21 protein-coding genes are annotated in these 25,806 nt (G+C 65.7%); 2 read left to right on the plus strand and 19 right to left on the minus strand.

Annotation, left to right across the window (positions count from 1 at the left end; translation table 11 throughout):
* The first annotated feature begins 289 nt into the window (after nt 1-289).
* Nucleotides 290-2,104: a putative bifunctional diguanylate cyclase/phosphodiesterase gene (locus ACTJLC_RS06720; protein WP_073430051.1), complete on the plus strand. Its 1,815-nt coding sequence runs from the start codon at nt 290-292 to the stop codon at nt 2,102-2,104.
* A gap of 91 nt (nt 2,105-2,195) precedes the next feature.
* Nucleotides 2,196-3,653 carry an HDOD domain-containing protein gene (locus tag ACTJLC_RS06725; RefSeq protein ID WP_073430052.1) on the plus strand — a complete coding sequence of 486 codons (1,458 nt, stop codon included), beginning with the start codon at nt 2,196-2,198 and terminating at the stop codon, nt 3,651-3,653.
* Between the two features lie 124 nt (nt 3,654-3,777).
* Here the strand turns inward: ACTJLC_RS06725 and ACTJLC_RS06730 are convergent, their stop codons facing one another.
* The 19 genes from ACTJLC_RS06730 to ACTJLC_RS06820 all read right to left on the minus strand — a co-directional run bounded on the left by ACTJLC_RS06730 (nt 3,778) and on the right by ACTJLC_RS06820 (nt 25,795).
* Nucleotides 3,778-5,151 carry an EAL and HDOD domain-containing protein gene (locus tag ACTJLC_RS06730; protein ID WP_073430053.1) on the minus strand — a complete coding sequence of 458 codons (1,374 nt, stop codon included), beginning with the start codon at nt 5,149-5,151 and terminating at the stop codon, nt 3,778-3,780.
* A gap of 397 nt (nt 5,152-5,548) precedes the next feature.
* Nucleotides 5,549-6,349 carry an ABC transporter substrate-binding protein gene (locus tag ACTJLC_RS06735; protein ID WP_073430054.1) on the minus strand — a complete coding sequence of 267 codons (801 nt, stop codon included), beginning with the start codon at nt 6,347-6,349 and terminating at the stop codon, nt 5,549-5,551.
* Nucleotides 6,350-6,619: 270 nt separating this feature from the next.
* Nucleotides 6,620-7,672 carry a succinylglutamate desuccinylase gene (astE, locus tag ACTJLC_RS06740; protein WP_235004891.1) on the minus strand — a complete coding sequence of 351 codons (1,053 nt, stop codon included), beginning with the start codon at nt 7,670-7,672 and terminating at the stop codon, nt 6,620-6,622.
* Nucleotides 7,656-8,996, minus strand: coding sequence for an N-succinylarginine dihydrolase (astB, locus tag ACTJLC_RS06745; protein ID WP_073430056.1), 1,341 nt, complete (start codon nt 8,994-8,996; stop codon nt 7,656-7,658). The genes astE and astB overlap by 17 nt, the downstream gene beginning before the upstream one ends.
* 9 nt (nt 8,997-9,005) lie before the next feature.
* Nucleotides 9,006-10,469, minus strand: a complete 1,464-nt coding sequence (gene astD / locus ACTJLC_RS06750; protein ID WP_114163534.1) for a succinylglutamate-semialdehyde dehydrogenase — start codon at nt 10,467-10,469, stop codon at nt 9,006-9,008.
* Between the two features lie 2 nt (nt 10,470-10,471).
* Nucleotides 10,472-11,509: an arginine N-succinyltransferase gene (gene astA, locus ACTJLC_RS06755; RefSeq protein WP_073430057.1), complete on the minus strand. Its 1,038-nt coding sequence runs from the start codon at nt 11,507-11,509 to the stop codon at nt 10,472-10,474.
* Complete coding sequence (gene aruF / locus ACTJLC_RS06760) at nt 11,506-12,561, minus strand: arginine/ornithine succinyltransferase subunit alpha (protein ID WP_073430112.1); 1,056 nt, start codon at nt 12,559-12,561, stop codon at nt 11,506-11,508. Before aruF ends, astA begins: the two co-directional genes overlap by 4 nt.
* Nucleotides 12,562-12,598: 37 nt before the next feature.
* Entirely contained in the window at nt 12,599-13,834 is a 1,236-nt protein-coding gene (locus ACTJLC_RS06765) for an aspartate aminotransferase family protein (RefSeq protein ID WP_073430058.1), read from the minus strand.
* A gap of 212 nt (nt 13,835-14,046) precedes the next feature.
* A complete protein-coding gene (locus ACTJLC_RS06770; RefSeq protein WP_073430059.1) occupies nt 14,047-15,087 on the minus strand; it encodes a GlxA family transcriptional regulator in 1,041 nt (346 codons plus the stop codon).
* Between the two features lie 32 nt (nt 15,088-15,119).
* The gene (locus ACTJLC_RS06775) at nt 15,120-15,911 is read right to left on the minus strand and encodes an ABC transporter ATP-binding protein (protein WP_073430113.1); all 792 of its coding nucleotides are present in this window, start codon (nt 15,909-15,911) and stop codon (nt 15,120-15,122) included.
* Between the two features lie 79 nt (nt 15,912-15,990).
* Nucleotides 15,991-16,704 carry an ABC transporter permease gene (locus ACTJLC_RS06780; protein ID WP_073430060.1) on the minus strand — a complete coding sequence of 238 codons (714 nt, stop codon included), beginning with the start codon at nt 16,702-16,704 and terminating at the stop codon, nt 15,991-15,993.
* A gap of 6 nt (nt 16,705-16,710) precedes the next feature.
* Complete coding sequence (locus ACTJLC_RS06785; RefSeq protein ID WP_073430114.1) at nt 16,711-17,400, minus strand: ABC transporter permease; 690 nt, start codon at nt 17,398-17,400, stop codon at nt 16,711-16,713.
* A gap of 436 nt (nt 17,401-17,836) precedes the next feature.
* Entirely contained in the window at nt 17,837-18,790 is a 954-nt protein-coding gene (locus ACTJLC_RS06790; RefSeq protein WP_073430061.1) for a patatin-like phospholipase family protein, read from the minus strand.
* A gap of 36 nt (nt 18,791-18,826) precedes the next feature.
* The gene (gene bamE, locus ACTJLC_RS06795; protein WP_073430062.1) at nt 18,827-19,378 is read right to left on the minus strand and encodes an outer membrane protein assembly factor BamE domain-containing protein; all 552 of its coding nucleotides are present in this window, start codon (nt 19,376-19,378) and stop codon (nt 18,827-18,829) included.
* A gap of 529 nt (nt 19,379-19,907) precedes the next feature.
* Nucleotides 19,908-21,098 carry an acyl-CoA dehydrogenase family protein gene (locus ACTJLC_RS06800; protein WP_073430063.1) on the minus strand — a complete coding sequence of 397 codons (1,191 nt, stop codon included), beginning with the start codon at nt 21,096-21,098 and terminating at the stop codon, nt 19,908-19,910.
* A gap of 85 nt (nt 21,099-21,183) precedes the next feature.
* Nucleotides 21,184-22,077, minus strand: coding sequence for an ABC transporter substrate-binding protein (locus tag ACTJLC_RS06805; protein WP_073430115.1), 894 nt, complete (start codon nt 22,075-22,077; stop codon nt 21,184-21,186).
* A gap of 385 nt (nt 22,078-22,462) precedes the next feature.
* On the minus strand, nt 22,463-24,070 hold the full coding sequence (locus ACTJLC_RS06810; RefSeq protein WP_440843333.1) for a rhodanese-related sulfurtransferase: 1,608 nt from the start codon (nt 24,068-24,070) through the stop codon (nt 22,463-22,465).
* The gene (locus ACTJLC_RS06815; RefSeq protein WP_440843335.1) at nt 24,067-24,675 is read right to left on the minus strand and encodes a cysteine dioxygenase; all 609 of its coding nucleotides are present in this window, start codon (nt 24,673-24,675) and stop codon (nt 24,067-24,069) included. Before ACTJLC_RS06815 ends, ACTJLC_RS06810 begins: the two co-directional genes overlap by 4 nt.
* 46 nt (nt 24,676-24,721) lie before the next feature.
* Nucleotides 24,722-25,795, minus strand: coding sequence for an ABC transporter substrate-binding protein (locus ACTJLC_RS06820; RefSeq protein WP_440843337.1), 1,074 nt, complete (start codon nt 25,793-25,795; stop codon nt 24,722-24,724).
* Nucleotides 25,796-25,806 lie beyond the last annotated feature (11 nt).

Below are 25,806 nucleotides of genomic sequence, written 5' to 3' on the forward strand. Positions count from 1 at the left end.
GCAAGGGTTCGGAAAGGCCATGCAGCGGCGTCACAACCGGCACTGCATAACAGGTTTGCCGTATTAACGGACACCGGGCCGTCGCGCTTTAACCGAACAGGTCCGGAAGCACGGCCAGCGCGCACGACGGCTCCCTTACAGCATGTTTCTTGCATCAATCGCTAAAGATTTGCCGGCGCGGGTCGTTATCTTGTTCTGATGGGGCGGCCTGATACCTCTCGACCCGCCCGAGCACGGCGGACCGCGAGCCGCTCCGCCTGCAGACGAACACAGGTTGCCAGCGACAAACATGGAAGCGAACAGGATCACCGCGCCCCGCCGGGGCTCCTTGCGCACGGTCGTGGACCGGCTTCGGGCGTTCGGCCGGCGCGCGGACGTCAAGCCGCGGATGGCCAATAGCCGCGCCGCGCAATTGGAACAGGTGGTCGGCGCGGTCGATCTGCTCGCGCATGTCGACCGCGAACTGCGCTTCATCTACGTGTCCGACGCCAGCCTGCGCTTCATCGGCTACCACCGCGAGTATCTCGAGACCGTCACGCTGCACGAACTCGTCGCGCCCGCCGACGTGGCGCGCCTCGACGCCCTGCTCGCGCGCGCCGCCGCGTCGGGCAACGTCGAGAAGGCCACGCTCGGCCTCATCAAGTCGTTGACCTATCCGATCACGGTGGAGCTGCGCGTGGTGCGCAGCAATCACGACGGCATCGACGGCTACGCGATCGCCGGCTTCGACGTTTCCGCGTGGCGCGCCAGCGAGGAACGCCTGACCCAGGCGCTGCATCTGGACCGCCTCACCAATCTGGCGAATCAGCCGGCGCTGATCCCCGCCGTGCTCGACGCGCAACAGCAAGCCGACGCGCACGGCACGCCGGCCGCGCTGCTGCTGCTCGACATCGACGACTATCAACGCGTGAACCGCGCGCTCGGCTACGACGCCGGCGACGAAATGCTGCGCGACACCGCGCGGCGTCTGTTGAACATGACGAGCCCGAGCGAGACCGTCGCGCGCGTGGCAAGCGACGAGTTCGCGATCCTCGTCAAGCCCGCCGCCAGCCGCACCGACGCGGCCGCCGCCGCGGAAGCGCTGGCGCGGCGGCTGTTGACCGCGATCCAGCAGCCGTATGCGTTCAACGGCCAGCAGGTGCATCTGTCGGCGAGCATCGGCATCGCGCTCTATCCCGACGTGCGCCACGCCAACGACACCGCCGGCCACGACACCCATCTGCTGCGCTGGGCCGACCACGCGTTGCTGCAAGCCAAGGCGGCCGGCGGCAACACGCTCGCCTTCTACGTGCCGGACGACAACCCCGCCGACGCCGAGCGCCTGAAGCTCGAGGCCGATCTCTACGACGGCGTGCGCAACGGCGAGTTCTCGCTGCACTTCCAGCCGATCACGAGCAGCCGCACGCACGGCGTGGTCGGCGTGGAAGCGCTGATGCGCTGGTCGCATCCGGTGCATGGCCTCGTGCCGCCGTCGATGTTCATTCCGCTCGCGGAGTCGATCGGCCTGATCAACTTCCTCGGCAACTGGGTGTTGAAGGTCGCCTGCATGCAGTTGATCCAATGGGATGCGCAGGGCATCTCGCTGCAATACGTGGCCGTGAACGTGTCGCCGCAGCAGTTCCGCGACCCGCGTTTCAAGGACGCCGTGCGCGAGGCGATCGAGCTGACCGGCATCGATCCGCGCCGCCTCGTGTTCGAGATTACGGAAAGCCTGCTGATGCACGACCCCGCGCACGCCAAGGTGCTGCTCGAGGATCTGACCGCGATGGGCATCCGCTTTGCCGTCGACGATTTCGGCACCGGCTATTCGAGCCTGGCTTACCTGCAACGATTCCCCCTCGCCAAGCTCAAGATCGACCGGAGTTTCGTCGAGAATCTGCTAACCTCGCGAAACGATCAGGCCATCGTGAGCGCCGTCGTCGGCCTCGCGCAAACACTCGATCTCGAACTGGTGGCCGAGGGCGTCGAAACGGAAGCGCAGCGCGCGCTGCTCACCGAAATGGGATGTGACCACATACAGGGATGGCTCGTCTGCCAGGCGCTGCCTTCCGAGGAACTCGCGCAGCGTTTCGAGGCGCGCTCGCTTCACCTGCACACCGTCTAGCGATGCGGTCCCAGCGCTCACGCGGCGAAACAAGCCGGCTCATGGCCGGCGTGGCATTCATTGGAACAGGTATGGCTTCTGCGGGATTCACATGGTAAAGGCGGCAGTGCTCGACCGGCTCTGGACGCGAATGAGCGAGCGCGGCGATTTTCCGATGCTGTCGCAGTCGCTGCGCAGCACCATGGCGGCGATGAACAATGACGACCTCGACTTCACCGGCCTCGTCCAGGTGGTGTTATCGGACTTCGCGCTGACCCAGAAAGTGTTGCGGCTCGCCAATTCGGCGATGTACATGGCGTTCGGCGGCAACATCACCACCGTCTCGCGCGCGCTGATGGTGCTCGGCATGGACGCGGTCGGCCACCTCGTCGTCGGCCTGAAGATCGTCGATCACTTTCATCACAGCGCGCCGCGCCGCATCGACGCGAAACTCGAATTGAACCGCACGCTGCTCTCGGGTTGCGTCGCGCGCAAGCTGACCGAGCGCGGCGATCTGCGCGCCGGCGAGGAAGCCGTGGTCTGCACGCTGATGCGGCAGATAGGCAAGCTGCTGGTGGTGTTCTATCTCGACGCCGAGTGGGACCAGATCCGCCGGCATATCGACGACGGCGCGCTCGAGACCGACGCCTGCGTGCTGGTGCTCGGCGTCACGTTCGACGAGATCGGCGCCGAAGCCGCGGTGCGCTGGCGGCTGCCCGACATGATCCGCTCCGGCATGGGCGAGTTCGACCCGCAGGACACCGAGCAGCCGCGCCAGGTGCAATGGCTGCGCGCGATCACCAATTACTCCACGGCCGTCGCCGACGTGCTCACCCAGTCGGGCATGCCGGAGGAGGAGCGCGAGGCGCGCATCGGCGAACTGGCGCAGGAATATAGCCGCGTGCTGAACACCGATCCCGAAGTGCTGCTCGAGATGAGCGTGGCGCTGGCCCGCGAGGAAGGCGGCGACGGCGTGATGCGCGAGATCGTCGAATTGCGCGCCAACGCGGACGCGATCGCGCGCGAGGCGCTCAATCCCGAAGCGCGCATCGCGGCGGGCGTGGAGGATCTGCGCGGTCTGCCCACCGGCAGCCCGCTCGCGCCGGCGCTCGCGATGGCTTCGGAAACCGTGCTTGCCGGACTGGGTTTTGCGCGCACCGTGGTGTTCGTCAAGCACAGCAACGGCACCTTCAAGGCGCGTTTGGGTCTTGGTCCGAAGATCGACGCGGCACTGCCCCGGCTGACGTTCAACACCGCCTTCGAGCCCGACGTGTTTCATCTCGCGATTGCGAACTCGGTCGGCATTTTCATCGAGAACGCGCGAGATCCGAAGATGGTCGCGCGGCTGCCCGAGTGGTTCCGCCGCTCGTTCGACGACGCCCGTGCCTTCGTTCTGTTGCCGGTGGTCGACGAAACGGGGCAGACGGTGGCGCTGCTGTACGGCGACTGGTCGCATACTCAGGAGCCACGCAGAATCTCGCAGAAGGAAATGAGCGTGTTGAACGAACTGGCCAAGGAGTTAGGCCGTTTTTTTGGTCTGGGGCAGATGCGGGAAATGGAGACGATGTGAAGACGTGGCGTGATCGTTGATCGCGGCGCTTCGCTTGTTACCGGTTCTGCATTTGCCCGACGCCTCGCGTGCGGAGCGCGGCATGTTCCGCATGCCGCAGCCCTTCGGATACACGCCTCAAGCCTTAATCCTCGATCCGCTCCAACCCTTCCGCGCTGCGATCCGCCACCCCTGCCCACGCACCCGCCATCAAGCCCAACTGGGCGACCTCTTCCACCGTCAACGGCTGCAGGCGCGCGCACATGGCCTCGACGTCATCCCATGCGCCGCGCTCCAGCGCTTCGACCGCGGAGAGCAGCAAGCCCAACACGCCCTCGCGATGCAGAATCGCCGCCTGGATCGGCCGCGACAGCGTCAGCACATTGAGCGTGCTTTCGAGCGAGCCGCCGAACACCGCATCGACGAATGAAAACACGCCGGTGAGAAACGCCGCGTCGGCCTCGTCACGCCCCGCTTCGGGCAAGCGCTCGATCGCCAGTTCCATGAAGCGCGCCCGGGTCGCCGCGAGTTGCAGCAAGGGATCGTCCTCGAGCGCGACCTTGCGGCCGTCGGCGTAGAGCAGCAATTGCGTCCAGCGCGCGATGCGGTCGGTGCCCGTCGCGTTGATCGCTTCGCGCAGCGTCGTCACCTTATGGCCGACCGCGAGGCCGCTCGAATTCGCGAGCTTCATCAGATGCATCACGAGCACCGGATTCAGTTTCAACTCGGCTTCGAGCTGCGCGACGGTCGGATCGCCCGCCAGCAGTTGCAGCAGATTCAGCAACGCATGCCGCGGCGCGCTGACACGGCGCGTCAACGAGGTCTGCGCACGCGCGAAGAAATACCCCTGGAAACGGTCGAAGCCGAGCGCCAGCGCCGCCTCGAAACCGGCCTGCGTGTCCACGCCCGACGCGATCAATAATTTGCCCGCCGACTTGAGCACGCTCGCGAGCTTGGGCAACAGCGCGGCCGGCGCGCGTGTCACGTCGATCTTGACCACGTCCGCGTAAGGCAGCAGCCTGGCGAAGCTCTCGTTGGGCTGCGTCACTTCGTCGAGCACGAAGCGGTAGCGCCGGCCATGCAACTGCACGATGCGCTCGATCAGCGCCTCGTCGACTTCGATTGCGGGCGACAGTTCGAGCATGAAGCGCTCGGCGGGCAGCCGCTCGATTGCGTCGTCGAGCAGCAACTCGCGGCTTACATCCACGTAAGCCGGATGCCCGGTGAGCGCGCCGCGCACGTGGCCTTGCACGAGGCCGCGAACGATCGCGTTCGCCACCTGTTGCGCGGGACTCGGCGCGCGGCCCGGCAACGCGTCGGGCTCCGCCTGGGTGTTCGGGTTCGAAGCCGGCTCGTCGGCCGGGGCGTCGGGCCATGCCGGCGCGCGGACCTTGATCTCATAGCCGCACAGCATGCCGTCCCGATTCAGAATCGGTTGCCGCGCAAAGCTGGCGTTCAATTGCGTATCGTCCGTGGCGCCTGTGCGGCCCGGATTTTCGATTGCGATGGTGGTGCTCATTCCGATCCCCCGCTCAGCGCCACCCCGGCGCCTCCTGCTGTATTTTGGTTTTGCTGCATCGACAGCGTGCGGCCCAAGGTCTGAAGCCCAGAAGCCGTTTCGCCCGCGATGCGCCAGGCGATTCTATCTCACGTCGTTATCGGCGGACATGCCTGTGAAGCAATATCTGGAAATATTTGGCGAGCGGCCTCAACGATAACCGGCCAGCAATAGACAATGCTTGAAGGCGCGCGCGACTCCCTGCGAAACATCGATCTGAAGAGTGCATGGAGGGGGCCGCCGGCGCTCCGACTCGCGCCGTGGCCGGTATCGCTTCCGGGCTTTCAATATGCAAACGGCCGCTGTTCACGATCAGCGGCCGCTTGCATTTACTTCAAAAAGAAACCCTCACCAGGCATTACTTCAACACGACCTTCACATCGAAGTACTTCGCCGCGAAGCGGTCGATCGTGCCGTCCGCCTTCAGTTCCTTGAGCGCCTCGTTCAACGCGTTCTTCAGCGCCGTATCGCCCTTGCGGATGCCGAAGCCGACGCCCGCGCCGAGCAGTTTCTCATCCGTGACGACCGGGCCGGCGAACTCGAAGCCCGCGCCTTGCGGCTTCTTCAGAAAGCCCTTCGAGGCCGCTTCCGCGTCCTGGAACGCGGCGTCGAGCCGCCCGGAGGCGAGGTCGGCGTAGATCTGATCCTGCGTCTGATACGGCACGACGTCGACACCGGCGGGCGCCCAGCGCGCCTTTGCATACGCTTCCTGAATCGTGCCTTGCAGCACGCCGACGTGCTTGCCCTTGAGCGACGCCGGCGTAGGCAGCAAAGCGCTGCCCTTCTTCGCGATCATCTGATTCGGAATCGAATAGATCGGATCGGTGAAGTCGACCGCCTGGCGGCGCTGATCCGTGATCGTCATGTCGGAGTTGATCGCATTGAACTTGCGCGCCTGCAACGCCGGAATCAGGCCGTCGAACGAATTCTCGACCCACACGCATTTCGCCTTGAGCTTCGCGCACACCGCGTTGCCGACGTCGATATCGAAACCTTGCAGTTCGCCCGACGGCGACTTCGATTCGAACGGCGCGTACGACGCCTCCACGCCGAAGCGCACTTCCTTGATGTCCGCCGCCGACGCGGTGCCTGCCGTTACCGTGACCGCCGACGCCGCGAACAGCGCGAGCGCAGCCATGTTTCGCCAATTCATCTTCATTACGGGTGTTCCTCTACGGTATTGAATAAGACGGAGCCGAATCCGGGCAAACATGATTGCCGCGCCAAAAAGGCGATTCAAACTCGCGCGGCCGGTGTGGTGCAACGCAACAGCCGCGAGGCGGCGATTGTACAGGCCGGGTTGCGTACGACTGACGGGGCCAGGCAAGCGCGAGCGTCGCGCGACGCCGGATCGATGCACGTCGAACGTGCAAATCCGTGTCGCGTTCACGCAAGGCGGAGAACATAAAACAACTGAAGCGACGCGCGGCTAGACGAGTTGCGACAGCGTCTCGCCGGTGATTTCGATCACCAGCAAACCGGCGCGCAAACCCGGCTTGACCGTGGCGTTCGGAAACACGATGCGCTCTTCATCGTGACGCACGGTGTAGCGATAGTCGCCGTCGCGCGCGAGCAGGGTGCCCTTCGCGAACGGCGTGAAGTTGGGCACGTCCTCGGCCAGCAGCAATTCGAACGCTTCACTGTGCTTGGTGAGTTGATCGATCACGGTGAACACGCGCGGCATCGCCGCCTGCGTGTTGCCGTTCGTCCCGGCGAGCAGATGACGCAGCGCTTCATCCGCGCCCGCGAACCGTGTCAGGTCGTTCTGGCCGAACGGCCGCACCTTGCCGAGTTCCAGCGTGCAAGCTTGTGCACGGCAAGTCTCAGCCGTGAAGTTCGAGAACGTGTTGGCCTTGGTGGTATGCAACAGCACCGCGCTGATGCGCGCCTCGCCGAGCCATGCGAACATCGCGCGCGAAAACGGCTTGCCGGTATGCGGCAACAACGCGAATTGCTCGAAGGCGGAGGCGCGAATCGCCGTATGCATGTCGACATGCCAACGCACGCCCGGCTTATCCGACGCGGCGGCGAAGAAGCGCATCGCCGCCTGTTCCAACGCGGCGGCACGCGACGCTTCGTGGCTGTGCGGCAGTTGTTCGTGCCGTCCGCTGAAGAGGCGGTTCAGATCGTCGTCGCGATAACGGCACGCGTCGCGCATGGCGTCGACGTTGCCGAGGATCACCATCAAGCGGCAGGTCAGCGCGGCATCGCCGTGCGCGATATCGCGCACGAGACGCGACAGCAGTTCGATCGGCGCGGTCTCGTCGCCGTGAATGCCGGCCGAGGCGAGCACGCTGCGCGTATCGCGCTCCTGCGCCGCGGGCTCGATGACGAGCACGCCATCGTCGAGCCACGACCAGCGCGCGCCGTGGGCACACGTACCCTGCGCCTCATGCGCGGCAGGCCGCGAACCCGCCAGCGTATAGGCGAGGAAATCGTCGAGCAGCGCGACCGGCATGCCGTGCTCAGCGCTGGAAGTCATACAGCGAGCCCAGCGCGAGAATCTGCGTCAGTTCGTCGAGCGCGGTGCGCGATTCGGCGAGCAATTGCGGATCGGTCAGATCGGCCGGCGCGAGGCGGTCGCGATAGTGCTTTTCGATCCACGAATCGAGCCGGCCGAACAGCTTGTCGTCGATCCACACGCCGCCGTTCACCGCCGCGCGCTCCGCGTCGTCGAGCACCACGCGCAGCCGCAGACACGCCGGGCCGCCGCCGTTCTTCATGCTCTCGCGCAAATCGAACACCAGCACGTCGTCGATCGGACCGGTGCGCGACGTCAAACCGTCGAGGTAGGCGGCAACGCGCTCGTTCTCACGGCACTCCTGCGGCACGACCAGCACCTGCTTGCCGTCGGGGCGCGTCAGCAACTGGCTGTTGAACAGATACGAGGTGACAGCGTCGGCCACGCTCACCTGCGCGTCGGGCACTTCGATCACGTTGAACTCGGCCTTCAGCCCCAGGAGCTTCGAGCGCAATTCGTCGTACACCGCCTTCTGTTCGACGAACGCGAGTTGATGACAGAACAGCGTGGTGCGATTGCCGACCGCGATCACGTCGTTATGAAACACGCCCGCGTCGATCACATCGGGGTTCTGCTGCGCATAGACGGTGGCCGCATCCGCGAGACTGTGGCGCTGCGCGACCGCGCGGCTCGCCTCGAAAGTCTGACGCGCGGGGAAGCGCTTCGGCTCCGGTCCACGGCGGTATTCGCTGCGGCCATAGACGAAGAATTCGACGCCACATGCGCCATATTCGGCGCAAAAGCGCGTGTGATTCGCCGCGCCTTCGTCGCCGAGCGCCGGCGTGCCGGGCAGCGCTTCGTGCACGGCGAAACGGCCGTCGTCGCTGAAAATCGCGCGCAACGTGCGGCGCGTGGATTCGTGTTCGATCGCGCGATGCAGCTTGCTGCACAGATTGGCCGGCGTGAAATGCACACGGCCGTCGTGCGTATCGGCGGACGGGCTCACGGTGGCCGCGTTCGCCGTCCACATCGCCGACGCGGAGCTTGCGGCAGCCAGCAACTCGGGGGCGTCTTTCGCCACGCGGGCGATGACCGTGGCGTCGTCGCCGGAAAAACCGAGCTCGCGCAACAGGCGCATCGACGGACGCTCCTGCGGCGGCAACACGCCCTGATGAAAGCCGAGGTCGGCCAGTTGCTTCATCTTGCGCAGGCCCTGCTTGGCCGCCGCCTTCGGATTCGCAATCGACTTCTCGTTGCTCTGCGACGCGACATTGCCGAACGAGAGCCCCGCATAGTTGTGGGTCGGGCCGACCAGGCCGTCGAAATTGGCTTCAGTGGCTTGCATCGTCGATCCTTAGAATTGAAGGCCCGGCGAGACGCTCGCGGGCATGTGCAGTTGCGCGCTTTCGACGGACGCCATCGGATACGCGCAGTAGTCGGCGGCGTAATACGCGCTCGGCCGGTGATTGCCCGAGCGCCCCGGACCGCCGAACGGCGCGCCGGAAGAAGCCCCGTTGGTCGGCCGGTTCCAGTTGACGATGCCCGCGCGGATGGTGCGCTGGAAATGCGTCCACAGCGCTTCGTCGTCGGCGAGCAGGCCCGCCGAGAGACCGAATTCGGTGTCGTTGGCCTTGTCGAGCGCCTCGTCGAAGTTGCCGTAACGGATGACTTGCGCGAGCGGGCCGAAATGTTCCTCGTCGGGCAGATTCTTCACGGCCGTTACGTCGAGAATCGCGGGCGTGACGAAGCCGAGCTGCGGATCGCGCTGCTCCATCTTCAGCCACGCTTGCGCGCCGTCGGCCAGCAAACGCTCTTGCGCGGCGACGAGCCGCGCAGCCGCGCGCGCCGAAATCACCGCGCCCATGAACGGCTGCGGGTCGGCGTCGTATTCACCGACGCTGATGCGCGACGTGACCTCGGTAAAGCGCGCCATGAAGCGGTCGCCGAACGCGTCGTTCGGCACGAAGATGCGGCGCGCGCACGTGCAACGCTGCCCCGCCGACAGAAACGCCGACTGGATCGTGTGATGCACGGCGGCGTCGAGATCGGCAACCGGCCCGATCACGAGCGGATTGTTGCCGCCCATCTCCAGCGCCAGCACGATCTCGGGCCGCCCGCCGAACTGCTTGTGCAGCAAGGTGCCGGTGTCCGAGCTGCCGGTGAAGAACAAACCGTCGATCTGCCGATGGTTCGCGAGCGCAATGCCGGTCTCTTTCTCGCCTTGCACCAGATTCAGCACGCCCGCGGGTAAGCCCGCGTCGCGCCAGATCTGCACGGTGACGGCGGCCACGCCCGGCGCGAGTTCCGACGGCTTGAACACGACCGCGTTGCCCGCGATCAGCGCCGGCACGATGTGCCCGTTCGGCAGGTGGCCCGGAAAGTTATACGGCCCGAACACCGCCACCACGCCATGCGGACGATGCCGCAATACCGCGGTGCCGTCCGCCATCGCCGAACGCTTTTCGCCGGTGCGTTCGTTATAGGCCTGAATCGAAATCTCGACTTTCGCCGCCATCGAAGCGGCTTCGGTGCGCGCTTCCCACAGCGGCTTGCCGGTCTCGCGGCCGATCGCCTCGGCCAGCGCCTCCTTGCGCTCGGTCACGAGCGCGGCGAAGCGGCGCACCACGCCGCAACGCTCGTCGAGGCTGAATGCGGACCACGCCGCAAACGCGCGGCGCGCGCTGCGTACCGCGCGATCGACGTCGTCCGCCGACGCGCTGTTGCCTTCCCACACCGTCGCGCCCGTACCGGGGTTGCGCGACGCGAATGCGGGTCCCGTGCCGGCGGCCCATTCGCCGTCGATGAAAAGCTCGCTCATGATCATCCCTGTTTATGTTTCAACGGCAGTACCCGCACCGGGTCGCCTGCCTTGACGTCGAGCGCCGCGGCCTCGGCGGCGCACAGACGGAACACGCCGTCTTGCGGCACGCCCGCCGCCGCGCCCACGCGAAAATCGCCCAGCGACGTATTCGATACCAGCGAACGCGGCGCATCCTGCGGCGCGCCCGCCGGCACGTCGGCGATCTCGACCGGCACCACCACGCTCTCGCGCACGGTGCGCAAGTCGGAGATGTGGCATTCGAGCACCGGGCCCGCGTCGAAGATATCGACGTGGTTTTCGTAGCGCAGCCCTTCCGATTCGAGCATGCGGCGCGCCGGAATCGTGTCGCTGTGCGTGAGGCCGACGCATTGCTGCGCTTCCTCCGGCAGCAGTTCCACGTACACCGGATAGCGCGGCATCAGTTCCGCGAGAAACGCCTTGCGGCCGTGCGAACTCAGGTAGTCCGCCGCGTTGAAATCGATCTGGTAGAAATGCGAGCCGACCGCGCGCCAGAACGGCGACGTGCCCTGCTCGTCGAAATGGCCGCGCAACTCCGCGCATAGACGCTGCGGAAAGCGTTCGCGAAACTGCGCGAGAAACATGAAGCGCGAGCGCGACAGCAAGCCGCCGACGCCGCTCGTGCGATAACGCGGGCTCAGGAACAGCGAGCACACTTCGGCGTAACCCGTGAGGTCGTGCGAGATGTTGAGCGCGCGCATGCGCGTCCAGATGCCGAGGTCCTGGCTCGCGTGCACCACGGTACTCACGCGATAGTTGTAGAACGGCTGCTGCAGACCCACCGCCGTTTCGATTCCGCAGACGCCGGCCACGTCGCCCGTATCGGTGTCTTCCATCACGAAGAAGTAGCCCGCCTCGTGCGGCGCGGCTTTGTCTTCCATCGTGCGGCGCGCGCGTTCGATGCGCGCGACAAGCGCCTCGCGATCCGGCTTGAACGTGGTGAGGCCCGGGCCGGTTTCCTGCGCGAGACGCATGAGCGCGTCCACATCGCCTCGTTGCACAACGCGAACGACGATCATCGTGCGTCTCCCGATTCTTGCTGATGCGGCTGGTGCAGCGGCACACAGCGCACGGTATCGCCCTCTTCGACGCCGAGCGCCGCGCGCGCCGCGTGAGACAACGACGCGCCGGCTTGCTTGTCCGCGGCGAGGTCGCCGAGTACGCAGCGAAATTCCCCGTCCGCGCCGTTGTGCGCGATCAGATACGTCGCGCCGTCGGGAGCGGCCGCGGCTTCATGGACCACGCGCGTTTCATTGCGCGCCACGCACGCACTGCGATCCACTTGCGCGGTCAGCACCGGGCCCGCATCGAAAATATCGACGTAGCGGTCCGTTTCGAAACCTTCTTCCAGGTGGATCTCGTAGGCGAGCAACGCCTTCGAGTCCGGTTCGCCGAGCACGCGTTGCGCCGCTTCCGGCAACAGCGGCACATAGATCGGATAGGTCGGCATCACTTCGGCGATGAACGTGCGGCTGCGGCCGCCCGATTCGATTTCGATGTCGGCGAAGTCGCGGCCGAAAAACTTGCGGCCCACGGCTTCCCAGAACGGCGAAACGCCCGCGTCGTCGGTGACGCCGAGCAGGAGCGAGAACACCTCGGACGTGAAGCGCTTGCGATTGGCGGCGATGTACATCATGCGCGCCCGCGACATCAGATGCGCGGCCGCGTCGCCGCGCAGCGACGGGTCGATGTAGTAGCCCGCGAGCCGGCTCTTGCCGGTCAGTTCATGCGACATGGTGAGCGCGTGAATCTTGCGGTTCACGTGCAATTCGCGCGACGCATGAATCAGCGCGTCGTTGCGAAACGCGTAGAACGGGTCCGAGTAACCGGCCGCGGCGACGATGCTCGCCGTGCCCATCAGCTTGCCGCTTGCCGAGTCTTCGAGCACGAACAGGTAGAACTCCTCGCCCGGAAAATCGACCTCCGCGCGAAACGAGTCTTCCGACAATGCGACGCGCGCTTCGAGCGCAGCCCGGTCGTGCGGCAGCGAATGCAGCACCGGTTGCGCGGTGCGCGCCATGTGTTCGAGCGCATCGAGATCGGCGAGGCGGCCGGGGCGTACGAAGAGCATCATCGTTCCTGTTGAATGTGACGCATGATGGCGTGGGTTATTTCAACGGCGCTTCGGCCTTCACGCCGACGATTTGCTCGATGGCCTTCGCGAGACGCGCGAAGCCTTCGTTCATGTCGTCGAGCGGCATGATCAGCGACGGCACGAAGCGCAGCACGTCCGGCCCCGCCATCAGCATGATCACGCCGTGCTGGCCCGCCGCGGTGACGAAGTCTTTCGCGCGGCCCCTGAACGCATCGGTCAATTCCGCGCCGATCAGAAGACCCTTGCCGCGCACCTCCTTGAACAAACCGAAGCGCTCGTTGAGTTTCGCGAGGTGAGCCTTCAGTGCATCGCTGCGCGCATGCACGCCTTCGAGCAGCCTGGGATCGCTGACCAGTTCGACCACCTTCTCGGCGATCGCCGAAGCCAGCGGATTGCCGCCATACGTCGTGCCGTGCACGCCGACCTTGAAATGCGCGGCCAGTTCGTTGGTGGTCAGCATCGCGCCGATCGGGAAACCGTTGCCGAGCGCCTTCGCGGTGGTGAGGATGTCGGGCGTGACGCCGGTTTCCTGGTACGCGTAGAAATAGCCGCTGCGGCCCACACCCGTTTGTACCTCGTCAAAAATCAGCAGTGCGCCGTGCTGATCGCAGGCCTCGCGCAGCGCCTTCAGGAACGCCGGATCGGCCGGGATCACGCCGCCCTCGCCCTGGATCGGCTCGACGATCACTGCGCAGGTTTTCGCGCCGATCGCTTTCCTCGCGGCTTCGATATCGTTGTACGGCAAATGGATGATGCCCTCGGGCACCGGGCCGAAGCCTTCCGAATACTTCGGCTGACCGCCGACGCTCACGGTGAAGAACGTGCGGCCATGAAAAGACTGCGTAAACGAGACGATTTCGAATTTATCCGCGCCGTGGCGCTCGAACGCGACGCGGCGCGCCAGCTTCAGCGCGGCTTCGTTCGCTTCGGCGCCCGAGTTGGCGAAGAACGCGCGGTCGGCGAACGTCAGATCTTCCAGACGCCTGGCAAGGCGCAGCACCGGCTCGTTGGTGTAGCCATTGCCGATGTGCCACAGCTTGCCGCCCTGCTCGTGCAGCACTTTCAGCAATTCGGGATGCGCATGACCGAGCGCGGTGACGGCGATGCCGCCGGCGAAGTCGATATAGTCGCGGCCTTGCGTATCCCAGACGCGCGAGCCGAGACCGCGATCCGGCACGAAGGGCGCGGGCGCAAACACCGGCACCATGACTTCGTCGAAGGTCTGTCGTGTCACAGTCAGGTCGTTCATGGCAAATCCTCGTTACAGGTGAGAGGTAATACCGTTAGTGTAGGAAACCGCAGGCGATACGTCTTGCGCATACGCGACGCTTTCTATGAGCTTCCACGCGCCGCACGCGATGCGTCACGCTCGATCGCGTCTTGCGCCGACTTATTGCGGCTCGTTGCGGCTCGTTGCGGCTCATTGCGGCTCATTGCGGCTTACTGCAACCCCATCGCGGCTTATTCCGGCCGCTCGATCAGCGCGCCCGCGCGCGGCTCGCTGGCCGCCACGCCGGTCGCGCCGGTCTGTTTGTCGATCCAGTTGCGACGATCCTCGCGCGGTGTGACACCAAAACGTTCGCGGTACGCATTCGAAAAGTGCGCCGCCGATGAAAACCCGCACGCGAGGCTGATCTGCACGACCGATTTGCTGGTGCGCTGCAATTGCGTGCGCGCTTTCGAAAGCCGCAGCCCCAGGTAGTATTTGGACGGCATCGAGCCGAGATACTGGCGAAACAGGCGCTCCAGTTGCCGCCGCGACACGCCGACGAGTCCCGCGATTTCGTCGGTGGTGAGCGGGTCTTCGATATTCGCTTCCATCAGCAGCAACGCGTCGTTCAAACGCGGATGGCGCTCGCCCGGCGCCGTCACGAACGGAATGCGCTGGCGCTCCTCGCCCGCGCGCAATACGCCGACGCCGAGCGTGTCCGCGATCCGGTCGGCCAGCTCGGGCCCATGATCGCGGCCGATCATCGCCAGCATGAAATCGACCGTGGCCTGGCCGCCCGCGCAGGTGGCGCGATCGCGGTCGATTTCGAAAATCTGTTGCGTGACGATCGAGCGTTCGAACTGCTCGGAGAACTGCTGATAGGTTTCCCAGTTGACGCTCACGCGATAGCCGGACAACTGCCCCGCCATCGCGAGCCACCAGACGCCGTGATGAATGCCGCTCACGAGCGGCGTGCGCTGCCCGACGCGCGACAGGCTCGCCAGAAACAGCCGGTAGTCGGCGAATTGCTGAAACCGTTCGCTGACGACGATCAGCCAGTCGCACGCAATCGCATCGCCGAACGCCGCATCGGCCGGCCAGTGCGCGCCGCCCGACAGCGGCACCGCGCGGCCGTCCCACGAACACACCTGGACGCGGTACAGCGCGCGGCCGTCGATTTCATTGGCGAGATTGAGCGCGTCGACAATCGGCCCGACGCCCGACATCGATACGGGCGGCAACGCGACGATTGCAACCTGCGTGGTGCGAGCCGGATTGGAGGGACGGGCCATCGCTCGATGAAACGCGCAGCGCGAGCCGCGCGTTACTTCAGGCTGCCGGAGAGGAACTGCTTGAGCCGTTCGCTGCGCGGCGTGGTGAGCACCTCGGCGGGCAGGCCCTCTTCCTCGGTGCGGCCTTGATGCAGGAACATCACATGATTCGACACGTTGCGCGCGAAGCCCATTTCATGCGTGACGACGATCATGGTGCGGCCTTCTTCCGCGAGCTTCTGCATGACCTTCAGCACTTCGCCGACCAGTTCGGGGTCGAGCGCGGAGGTGGGCTCGTCGAACAGCATCACGTCGGGGTTCATGGCGAGCGCGCGCGCAATCGCCACGCGCTGCTGCTGACCGCCCGACAGATGCGACGGATACTGCTTTTCCAGACGCGGCGCGAGACCGACCTTCTCGAGATATTCGCGCGCGCGATCTTCGGCCTCGCGACGCGGCAAACCGAGCACATGAATCGGCGCCTCGACGATGTTCTCGATCACGTTCATGTGCGCCCACAGGTTGAAGTGCTGGAACACCATTGCGAGCTTGGTGCGGATGCGTTGCAGTTGCTTGTGATCGGCCACTTCGAGATTGCCGTGGCGGTCGGCCTTGGTCTTGACCGTTTCGCCGTCGACGACGATCTGCCCGGCGTTCGGCCGCTCGAGAAAATTGATGCAGCGCAGGAAGGTGCTCTTGCCCGATCCGCTCGCGCCGATGATGCTGATCACGTCGCCCTTGTTCGCGTTCAGCGAGACGCCCTTGAGCACTTCGTTGTCGCCGTAGCGCTTGTGAATGTCCTGAACGGCGAGCTTGCAAGCTTCGGTTTGAGTCGTGTGGAGCAAGATGCTCTCCCTTGGAAAATACGGATCAATCTTGGTGACGGCGCGCATGCGTCGCGCCGCTCATGCGTACCCGGTTCGCTCAATGCGTGCGCACCGCCAGGTAACCCAGCCAGTGACGCTCGGCGCGGCGGAACAGCGCCACCAGCGCGAACGACACCACGAGGTAGATCAGCGCCGCGAGGCCGAACGCGTCGAACGACTGATAGGTGGCGGAATTCGCGTCGCGCGCCACCTTCAGGATGTCCGGCACCGTGGCCGTGAACGCGACCGTGGTGGCGTGCAGCATCAGGATCACTTCGTTACTGTACAACGGCAGTGCCCGGCGCAGCGCGGACGGTATCACAATACGGCGGTACATCGTGAACCCGCTCATGCCGTAGGCGCGCGCCGCTTCCACCTCGCCATGCGAGGTCGAACGGATCGCGCCGGCGAAAATCTCGGTGGTGTACGCGCAGGTGTTCAGCGCGAAGGCGAGAATCGCGCAGTGAAAACCGCTGCGGAAAAACGCGTCGAGCAGTTGATGCGAGCGCACGAATTCGAGGCTGTACATGCCGGTGTAGATCAGCAGCAATTGCACGTACAGCGGCGTGCCGCGAAACACATAGGTGTAGAGGCGCACGGGCGTGGACAGCCAGCGCTTTTTCGACACCCGCGCCACCGCCAACGGTATCGCCAACACGAAGCCGATACCGACGGACGCCACCAGCAGCCACAGCGTGACCGCGAGGCCCGAGATGCGCTGACCGTCCCAGTACAGGAACGCGCGCCAGAATTGATTGAGGATATCGATCATGGTGGCTCAGAGCTCCGCGTGCCGCACGCCGATCGAATAGCGCTTTTCCAGCCAGATCAGCGCGAGATTCGATACCGTGGTGATCGCCAGATAGATCAGCGCGGCGACCAGGATGAAGAAGAACATGTTGAACGTGCTTTTGCCGGCGTCCTGCGCGGCCTTGACCACGTCCGCGAGACCGATGATCGACACGAGCGCCGTGGCCTTCACCAGCACCTGCCAGTTGTTGCCGATGCCGGGCAGCGCGAAACGCATCATCTGCGGAAACAGGATGCGCGTGAACACGCGCGCGCCGCTCATGCCATAGGCGCTGCCCGCCTCCAGTTGGCCGCGCGGCACCGCGAGAAACGCGCCGCGAAAGGTCTCGGTGAAATACGCGCCGTAGATGAAACCGAGCGTCAGCACGCCGGCCACGAACGGATCGATGTCGAACTGCGGCAGTTCGAGCGCGTCGGTGAGATTGTTGACCGCGATCTGGATGCTATAGAACAGCAGCAGCATCAGCACGAGGTCGGGCACCGAGCGGATCAGCGTCGTATAGCCGGTGGCGAGCGCCCGCAGCGGGCGGTTGAACGAGAGTTTCGCCGCCGCGCCCGCGAGGCCGAGCAGCACGGCGGCCGCCAGCGAGAGGACGGACAGCTCGATCGTCTGGATCGTGCCGGCGAGCAGCACCGGGCCAAAGCCGTAAAGGAACACGCGTGTCTCCATCCAGGTTCGTTGGGATGTCATGGACGACGCCGGCTTGCCTTGGCCGCTCGTCGTAGCATGCCGCGGAGTCTCGCAAGCGAAAATTAAATGCTCAAAGGCGGGCGCGCGGTTTGTTGCGGCGCATCAAGGCGGGCGTTGAGGACGCGGGAGGCTTGCAGCGCTTGGTGCTGCGGGCCGCGGGGATCGGCGGGCCCCCACGCGCCTCGCGCGCGCCGAGGCGATTTAGCAAGTTTCGGGTCGCTTTTTCGATAGATGGGAACGGTTGGATACAGCGCGGAGACTGGCCGAAAAATACCCGTATGGTTCGTAGATGAGTCGCGAAGCCCTTTCGTGACTCATCGATGAACGGCTTCTTGAGGTCGACTTCCCTGCGAACGGCCGACACGACACAACGCTCGCGACCCCGGGCGGTCCGAAAAAAAACCTACTCGAGCCCCAGCCGCGACCGGATCGCCGGCAGCATATGCTCCACGGCCGCGCGTCCCTCTTCGATCGCCGGCGCCGCGCGGTGAAAGTCGAAAATCCCCATGCCGCCCAGCCGCGGCTGAATCAGAATGTCGGCCGGTTCGCCCGCCAGGCGGCTGCGCGTGATCCGCACCTGCATGATGTCGATGCTCTGCGCGATCGAACTCAGCATGGACGGCACGCGCGCGCTCGGCGCGGGCGGCACGCGTACGTCGGTGGTGAAGCGCGCGTCGGCCGGCGCGAGCCAGCGCGGCCACGGCTTGCCGTTGCGGCGCAATGCGACCGGCGGCGGCGCATTCGGATCGATGGCGGGCGTGTCGACCACCGCGCCGCCGAAGTCCCGGCCGTTCAGAATGTCGTTGTTCAGATCGATGGCGATCACGCAGTCCGCCCGCATGCCGCGCGCCACCGAAACCGGCACCGGATTGCTCAGGCCGCCATCCACGAGCCAGACGCCGTTGTGCCACACCGGCGTGAAGATGCCCGGAATCGCAATCGACGCGCGCACCGCGTCCACCACGCTGCCGTCCTGCAACCAGCTTTCGCGGCCCGAATCGAGTTCGGTGGCGACCGCCGCGAACGGCATGTTCAACTGCGCGATCGAGCGGCCGGCGAATTTGTCGGCGAATAGTTGAATCACCTTGCGCCCGCCGAGCAAGCCGCCCGACAGGCGCAGATCGAGCAGCCGCACCACCGTCTGCCACGTGAGGCGCGACACCCACTCCTCGAGCCAGTCCAGGTCGCCGTTCGCGTAGACCGCGCCCACCAGCGCGCCGATCGACGTGCCGCACACCACGTCGGGCTTGATGCCCGCATCGTGCAGCGCGCGAATCGCGCCGATATGCGCCCAGCCGCGCGCGGCGCCGCCCCCCAATACCAGCCCGATGCGGCTGTACCGACGTCGACGTATCATGCTTGCCCCCGTCTTCTGTCCTGCGTCTTTTCTCGTCTATCGACCACGCATCACGTCCGAACGCGATGTGGTGTACACCTTCTGATACTGGTCGAAGTGCACGTTGAAAATGCCTTCTTCCGTCACGCCGCCCTCGCGCCACTTCCAGCTCCACACGGTTTCCGGCTTCAACGGAAACACCGCGACCTCGCCCGGCTTGCCGAGCAGGCGGCGCACTTCGTCCTCGCTCATGCCGATGCGGATCTTCGCGAAGTTGGCGGCGGTCAGCACCTGCGTGATCGCCTGCAATTTGCCGTCGCGGTCGATGTCGACCATGTAGGTGTTCAGCCCTTGCGGGCCACGTGGATATTCGAAGCGTTTTGAACCGTCGGTGTATGTGCGCTCGGTCTCCGGTTTACCCATTTGATCGCGAATCTGCGCCTCGGTCGTGACGCCCGGCGTCATGTTCTTGAGGAGGAGCGCGTCGGGTTTGACGGCGTTGAACAAGTCCTTGAGTTTTTGCACGGCGCGGTCGCTCTGTTGTTGGTCGCAGCCGCTCAGCGCGACGGATCCCGCCAGCATGGCGACGATAAGCAGTTTGAGGCTCACAGCGAGTTTCCTGTAGTGATGCGGGTCGGGCCACGCCCGTCCGCATCTCGTTGTGTAGTGTCTGCTACAGGATAACCGCGCAAGGAAAAAACCGCGAGCGAGAGCCGCGAGCCAGCGCGTGCAGTCGCGCGAGCCGGCTCGACATGAAAGAGGATGAAAGGCGGGATGAAAAGCGCGTGGCCTGAAAAGCAAAAAGGCGACGCTGTGCAAGCGTCGCCAGGTCGGTCGATACGGTCAACCGGAAGTGACAGCGGCCAGGTGGCCGCCTGAGACGAAGCACCGCGGACGACGCGCAGCGGTCAGGTTCCGGACGAAGCGGTGAGAGACCTTGGCCTCTGACCTTGCGCCATCGCCGGAATGAACGGACCGCTGCTGGTTTGGCCGCCCTGGTCCCTCGAAAAGCCTTCCAAGTGCAGCTAATCTAAACGGATTGGACACTTTAGACGAGAGCGCGTTTACACCGAATTGGCAGAGGATTTGCGTTCCGTGACAACCTCGGCCGCGCCGCGAGCGGCAACGCGCGCGTTCCTTATCCGCGCATGAAGGCGGCGAAGCCCGCGCGACCCGCGCCTTGCAGCACCGAATCGTTTTGCGGCGTGTGAATCCGCGCGCACAGCACGTCGCGGTAATGGCGTTCGAGCGGATTGTCGCGGCTCAAGCCCGGATTGCCGCTCGCCTCCACCGCCAGTTGCACAGCCTCGATCGACTGATTCGTCACCGTGTATTTGACCAGCGGCGCTTCGTCGAGCGTCATGTGCCGCGCGTGCGCGGCGGCGTCGAGCACGACGCGGTTGTTGAACAGCAGCGCGTCGATGCGGCCGAGCGTTTGCTCGAATGCGGGCAGGCTCGCGAGCGGCGCGCCGAGATTGCCAGGCTTGCGCTCGACGGCCCAGCGCGCGAACCAGTCGCGCGCGGCCCGCGCGACGCCGTCATAAACGGCCGGCAGCAGCACGCTCATCCACGCCAAACCCAGCGCATCCAACCCGGCGCCCGGCTCGCCTGGCGGATGGACATCCACTGCGTGCGCGGCGGGTACGGACACGCTGTCGAACACCAGTTCGTGACTGCCGGTCGCGCGCATGCCGAGATGGTTCCATTCGCTGCCGACGCGCACGCCGGGCGCATCGCGCGGCACGAGCCAGACGCCGACGCGCGGCGGCGTCTCGTCGCTGCGCGCCCACACCGCGAGCCAGGCGAGGCCGGGACTGCCGGTCGAATACAGCTTGCTGCCGTCGATGATCCAGCCGTCAGCGCCGCGCCTCGCGATCGTCGACGGCAAGCCGCCGCGCGCCGGCGTGCCGAGTTCGGGTTCGACGCGCAGCGAGTTGATCAGCGCGCCGTCGCGCACCGCTTCGCGCGCGACGCGTTCGCGCAGTTCGACCGGCCAATGCGGATTGCCCTGCAAGCGATGATGAAACAGATACTGCATCACCAGCACGAGCGCCGTGGACGGCTCGCCGCGCGCCACCGCGCGCACCACCTTCAACGCGTGCGGCAAGCTCGCGCCCGCGCCGCCGAGCGCAACGGGCACCGTCAGCGAGAGCAGATCGAATTCGTGCAGGCGCGCGAGGTTCGCATGCGGAAATTCGGCCGTGCGATCGTAGTGCGCGGCGCTCGCGGCGAACTCGCTCGCGAGTTGCGCGAGCAATGCGTCGAAGGCATCGCTGTCAAGCGGCGGATGACGGCGGGTCACTGCGGGATCGGCAAGCGGGGCATTCATGCGTGGGCTCTACAAGGTGATGACGGCGGCGGCAAAAGCATCGGAAAGTTCACGGCCTTCATGGCCTTCATGGCCTTCATGGCCTTCACGGCAAGGGAAAGCTGCGATCGAAGCTCGCGCGCACGTCCAGATGCGCGCGGATCACGTTGGCGGCTTCGTAGGTATCGGCGGTGCGCTGCTGCGCGGCGACCACGCTGTCGTCGATCGCCACGGGATGCACCTGGCCGCGTCGATAGACCGTTTTCAATACGTCCGTCGGCAAACCCGTGACGCGCGATTGCATCGCCGCGACTTCGTCGGGATGCGAGAGCGCCCAGCGCTGGCCGATCGCCACACGCTTCAGGAAGTCGGCGAGTTGCGCGCGCTTCTCCGCAATCGCGCGCTCGGTCGCCACCTGATAGCTGAGTCCTTCCGACAGGCCGACGCCGTTGGCGATGATGCGGTCGCGATCGCGCGCTTCGCCGAGCGCGGTGTACGGGTCCCACACGGACCACGCGTCCACGCTGCCGGACGCGAGCGCCGCCTTGGCGTCGGCGGGCGCGAGGAAGACGAAGGTGACGTCGGTCAGCGGCACGTTGGCTCTTTTCAATGCGGCAAGCGCGAGATAGTGGCCGATCGAGCCGCGCGTCGTCGCAATGCGTTTGCCCTTGAGGCTCGCGGCGTCGGTCAACGGCGAATGTTCGCGGACCACGATCGCCAGATCGAGCGGCGTCGAACGGGTGGCCGCGACCGCGCGCACTCGCGCGCCGGCGGCGAGCGCGAACACGAGCGGCGCGTCGCCGAGGCCGCCGACATCGACGGCGCCCGCGTTCAACGCTTCACCGAGCGGCTGCGCGGCGGGGAAATTGAACCACTCGATCTTGTACGGCAGGTCTTTCAGTTGACCGGAAGCTTCGAGAATGCCGCGCGTTTGCAACGACTGGTCGCCCACTTTGAGCACCGGCAGATCAGCCGCATGGGAAGGCGCCGCGCACAGCATCGCGCCGATCGCGAGCGTCGCGACGACGAATGGTTTGGCCAACAGGGATTGCGGGAATCGCGCAACGGATGAGAGCGAAAACGAAGAACGGGAAGTCGTCATAGCGGCGCTTACGTCATGGCATCGAGATGATGGGTCATTGACGATAAGGGACGCGTCCGCATAAGACAAACGCCTTATTCTTCTAAGCAAATACGCGGATTTTTATCGAACGGCGAGGCTCTACGTGAAGCGATTTCGCGCACGCGGCGCAGCGCGGGCGCGCGGCTTGAACCGCGCACCGTGCGTGCCCGCTTCGCCGCTTTCCCGCGCCCTGCCCCGCATCGCTCGCTTCACCCGCCCGGCTCGCGCGAGCATGCGCGAACGAACACCAACACGCGCCAAATCAGACCACATGAAAACCATGCGTGCCGTCGCGGCCGAGTTGCTCGACGAGGCCATACTCCCACTCCAGATAGGCGTTCATCGCTTCGCGCGCGTTATCGGTTCCCTCGTAAGGACGCCGGTAACGGTCGATACGCGGCGACGCCAGCCGCGTCTCACCGCTCTCGACCGGCAAGCCCGCCTCGATCCACGCGCTCGTGCCGCCGCTCAGCACCTGCACCGGTTTGCCGGTCGACGCCGCCAGTTCGGGCGCCGCGAAACGCGCGAGCAGGCTGCTGCCGCAGGTCACCACATAACGTCGCGCGTCGGGCAGCTTGTCGTGCAGGGCCGTCTCGAGCTGGCTGCGAATCACGAACCACGCGCCGGGAATGTGCCGCTTCACATAGTTCGCGCTGGTCGTGAAATCCAGCACGACGGTGCCGGGCGATTGCAGCAGCGTGACCAGTTCGGCCGGCGTGATTTCGTCGACGGCGGGCGGCGTGGGCGCATGGCGAGCCGCGGGCGGCGCCGCGCCTTTTTCGCTGAAGTCCGCGGCGGTCAAACCGTCCACCACGTACACCTCGATGTTCATCTGCGCGAGCCACGACGCGGTCATGTTCGCGCGCACGCCGTCGCTGTCCGCGAGAATCACGCGCGCGCCGCGCACCGGCGCGACCATGTCGGTTTCCTGCACCAACTGGCCGCCCGGCACACTGCGAAAGCCGGGCACGTGGCCCGCTTCGTACTCTTCCGGCGTGCGCACGTCGAAGCGATAGACGGTGCGCACCGCCTCGTCGGCCCAGCGGCGCGCTTCGTCACGCGACGTGCGGCCCACTCGCGCGCGCTCGGCCACCTCGCGCGCGGCGTCGGCGGCGGCCAGCCGAAGCGTGTCGTCGAGCACCGGATCGAAGCGGCGCAAGCTGCCATGCGCGAGCGGCTGACCGGCAAGGGTCCAGCCGATCGTGCCGTTGCGCAGCGCCGCGACCGGATTCGGCACGCCCGCGTTGATCAGCGTCTGCGCGCCGATGATGCTGCGCGTGCGCCCCGCGCAATTGACGATGATCCGCGTGGCCGGGTCCGGCGCGAGCTGCCGCGCGCGCAACGCCAGTTCGGCGCCCGGCACGCTGATGCTGCCGGGAATGTTCATGGTCTGGTACTCGTCAAAGCGGCGCGCGTCCAGCACCACCACGTCGGCTTCGCGATCGAGCAGCGCCTGAACCTCGGGCGCGGTCAGCGACGGCGTGTGACGCTTGCTTTCCACCAGTTCGCCGAAGGCCTTGCTCGGCGCGTTGACGTCCTTGAACAACTCGCCGCCGGCGGCGCGCCAGCCTCGCAAACCGCCTTCGAGCAGCGTGACATCGGTATAACCCAACTCATCCAGACGGCGCGCGGCGCGCTCGGCGAGGCCCTCGCCGTCGTCCAGCACGACGATCGGCACGGCGAGGCGCGGCAAGCGCACGGGCGCGTCCAGTTCGAGGCGCGACAGCGGCAGATTGGCGGCAAACAGCGGATGACCGCGTGCGTGCGGATCTTCCTCGCGCACGTCGACGAGCGCGATTTCCTCGCGTTCGAACAGTGCGCGGCGCACGTCTTCGAATGACCGGGTACGGAACTCTTTAACGAAACTCATGGGATCACGGACTCCTTCGAAACATTCCAGATATTCGGCAGCACGTCGTTCGAGTAGCCGGAGACAAACGCCTTGCGGCCACCGCCGGCGGGATACACCGAGCGCGTCACCGCGCCGATGTTTCCACCGTACACGTGAATGCTGATCGACGTACGGTCACCAAAAGCGTTGCTCACGCGATGGATATCGCCGAGGCGCGGCGACACCGCGTCCACCGTGCCGGCCGCGAGGCGTTTCGCCGCCCCCGTTTCCACCAGCGCGCCGTCCGCGGCGATGCGGTATGCCTGCGCAATTTCCGCGCCACGCAGCACGCCGATCAAACCCCATACGGTGTGATCGTGGACCGGCGTCGACTGCCCCGGCCCCCACACGAAACTGACGACCGAAAAACGCTGCCGCGCATCCGCGTGCAACAGGTACTGCCGATAGCGCTCGGGATCGGGTTGCGCGAACGCGTCGGGCAGCCAGTCGTCGTGTGCGATCAGTTCACGCAGCGCGGCGCCGCCGGCTTCGAGCAGATGCGCTTCGGGCGCCGCTTCGTCGACGAGCGACGCAATCCGGCCGACGAACGCGCGCAAGCGGTCGGGCCTCGAAATTCGGGTCATCGGTGGTTAGAAAGAATAGGTCAGAAGATAAGGCGCGGCGAACTATTCACGCACCGCGAGCGAGCGCCGCATTGAAAGTGTCGGTCCACATCGGTGCAACATCGACATGCCGCTCGATCACGGCGGCGCGCGCGAACGTGTCGGCCACCTGCTGTTCGCTCGCGATGTCCGCCGCCGTGACGCCGGTGACGCGGCGCGCCTGGCTCTGGTTGCGGTACAACGAGAGGATCGCCGCTTCCGGCACGCGCAATTCGGCGGACAGGACTTTGGCATACGCGTCCTGATGCCGGGCGAACCACTGGCACGCACGCTGCAGCCGCACCAGCAGATCCGCGGACGCCGCCCGCCGCGGCGGATCGGCAAGCGCCGCCGGATGCCCGTAATACAGGTAGTTGCCGGACAGGTAGCCGTTGGCGTTTTTCAGCACGCGCGCGCCCGCTTGCGAGATCGCGAGCGGCACGTTGTAGCCGTAGATCGCCCAGGCGTCGAGCGAACCGGCGTTGAAGGCCGCGAAGCCGTCGCGCGGCGCGAGCGAGGCCGCCTGGATATCGTTGAACGACAGCCCCGCTTCCTCGAGCATGCGCAGCAGGTAGTAATGCGTGGTGGTCGCGCGCAGATAGCCGACGCGCTTGCCCTTGAGATCGGCGATCGAACGGATCGCCGAGCCTTTCGGCACCAGCACGACCTGGTTGTTGACGTCGTCCTTGTAGACCGCGATCACGCGGATCTGCGCGTTTTGCAGCCGCGCGAAAATCGGTGGAATCTCGCTGCCCGAGGCGATGTCGAGCGAGCCGCCGTTCATCGCCTCGATCATCGCGTTGCCGGACTGGAACTCGGACCAGTCGATCGTGTACGGCGTGTCGGCGAGGCCCGCGGTTTTCAGCAGCGTGGCGTCGCCGCCTTTGTAGGTCGCGACGCGCAAGCGGACCTGGCTCAGGTCGAGGTGGGGATCGGTTTTGTCGTTTGGCTCGGCGTTTGGCGCGGCGTTTGTGGTGGCGTTTGCGGCGGAGGCCGCGTCGGAGATCAGGCCCGTGCTGGCGGTGAGCCACGGGGCGGCCGGCAACGCGGCCACGAGCCGGCGGCGCCGGAGCGACGCCGGCGAATCGGTAGATTGGGTCATCGTGGGGGAAG

This window comes from Paraburkholderia sp. 22099, assembly GCF_052045835.1.
Classification (GTDB): domain Bacteria; phylum Pseudomonadota; class Gammaproteobacteria; order Burkholderiales; family Burkholderiaceae; genus Paraburkholderia; species Paraburkholderia terricola.

Coding starts and splice junctions, on each gene's coding strand:
- ACTJLC_RS06720 (WP_073430051.1), top strand. CDS start 290: ATGGAAGCGAACAGGATCACCGCGCCCCGCCGGGGCTCCTTGCGCACG.
- ACTJLC_RS06725 (WP_073430052.1), top strand. CDS start 2,196: ATGGTAAAGGCGGCAGTGCTCGACCGGCTCTGGACGCGAATGAGCGAG.
- ACTJLC_RS06730 (WP_073430053.1), bottom strand. CDS start 5,151: ATGAGCACCACCATCGCAATCGAAAATCCGGGCCGCACAGGCGCCACG.
- ACTJLC_RS06735 (WP_073430054.1), bottom strand. CDS start 6,349: ATGAAGATGAATTGGCGAAACATGGCTGCGCTCGCGCTGTTCGCGGCG.
- astE (WP_235004891.1), bottom strand. CDS start 7,672: ATGACTTCCAGCGCTGAGCACGGCATGCCGGTCGCGCTGCTCGACGAT.
- astB (WP_073430056.1), bottom strand. CDS start 8,996: ATGCAAGCCACTGAAGCCAATTTCGACGGCCTGGTCGGCCCGACCCAC.
- astD (WP_114163534.1), bottom strand. CDS start 10,469: ATGAGCGAGCTTTTCATCGACGGCGAATGGGCCGCCGGCACGGGACCC.
- astA (WP_073430057.1), bottom strand. CDS start 11,509: ATGATCGTCGTTCGCGTTGTGCAACGAGGCGATGTGGACGCGCTCATG.
- aruF (WP_073430112.1), bottom strand. CDS start 12,561: ATGCTCTTCGTACGCCCCGGCCGCCTCGCCGATCTCGATGCGCTCGAA.
- ACTJLC_RS06765 (WP_073430058.1), bottom strand. CDS start 13,834: ATGAACGACCTGACTGTGACACGACAGACCTTCGACGAAGTCATGGTG.
- ACTJLC_RS06770 (WP_073430059.1), bottom strand. CDS start 15,087: ATGGCCCGTCCCTCCAATCCGGCTCGCACCACGCAGGTTGCAATCGTC.
- ACTJLC_RS06780 (WP_073430060.1), bottom strand. CDS start 16,704: ATGATCGATATCCTCAATCAATTCTGGCGCGCGTTCCTGTACTGGGAC.
- ACTJLC_RS06790 (WP_073430061.1), bottom strand. CDS start 18,790: ATGATACGTCGACGTCGGTACAGCCGCATCGGGCTGGTATTGGGGGGC.
- ACTJLC_RS06800 (WP_073430063.1), bottom strand. CDS start 21,098: ATGAATGCCCCGCTTGCCGATCCCGCAGTGACCCGCCGTCATCCGCCG.
- ACTJLC_RS06805 (WP_073430115.1), bottom strand. CDS start 22,077: ATGCTGTGCGCGGCGCCTTCCCATGCGGCTGATCTGCCGGTGCTCAAA.
- ACTJLC_RS06810 (WP_440843333.1), bottom strand. CDS start 24,070: ATGAGTTTCGTTAAAGAGTTCCGTACCCGGTCATTCGAAGACGTGCGC.
- ACTJLC_RS06815 (WP_440843335.1), bottom strand. CDS start 24,675: ATGACCCGAATTTCGAGGCCCGACCGCTTGCGCGCGTTCGTCGGCCGG.
- ACTJLC_RS06820 (WP_440843337.1), bottom strand. CDS start 25,795: ATGACCCAATCTACCGATTCGCCGGCGTCGCTCCGGCGCCGCCGGCTC.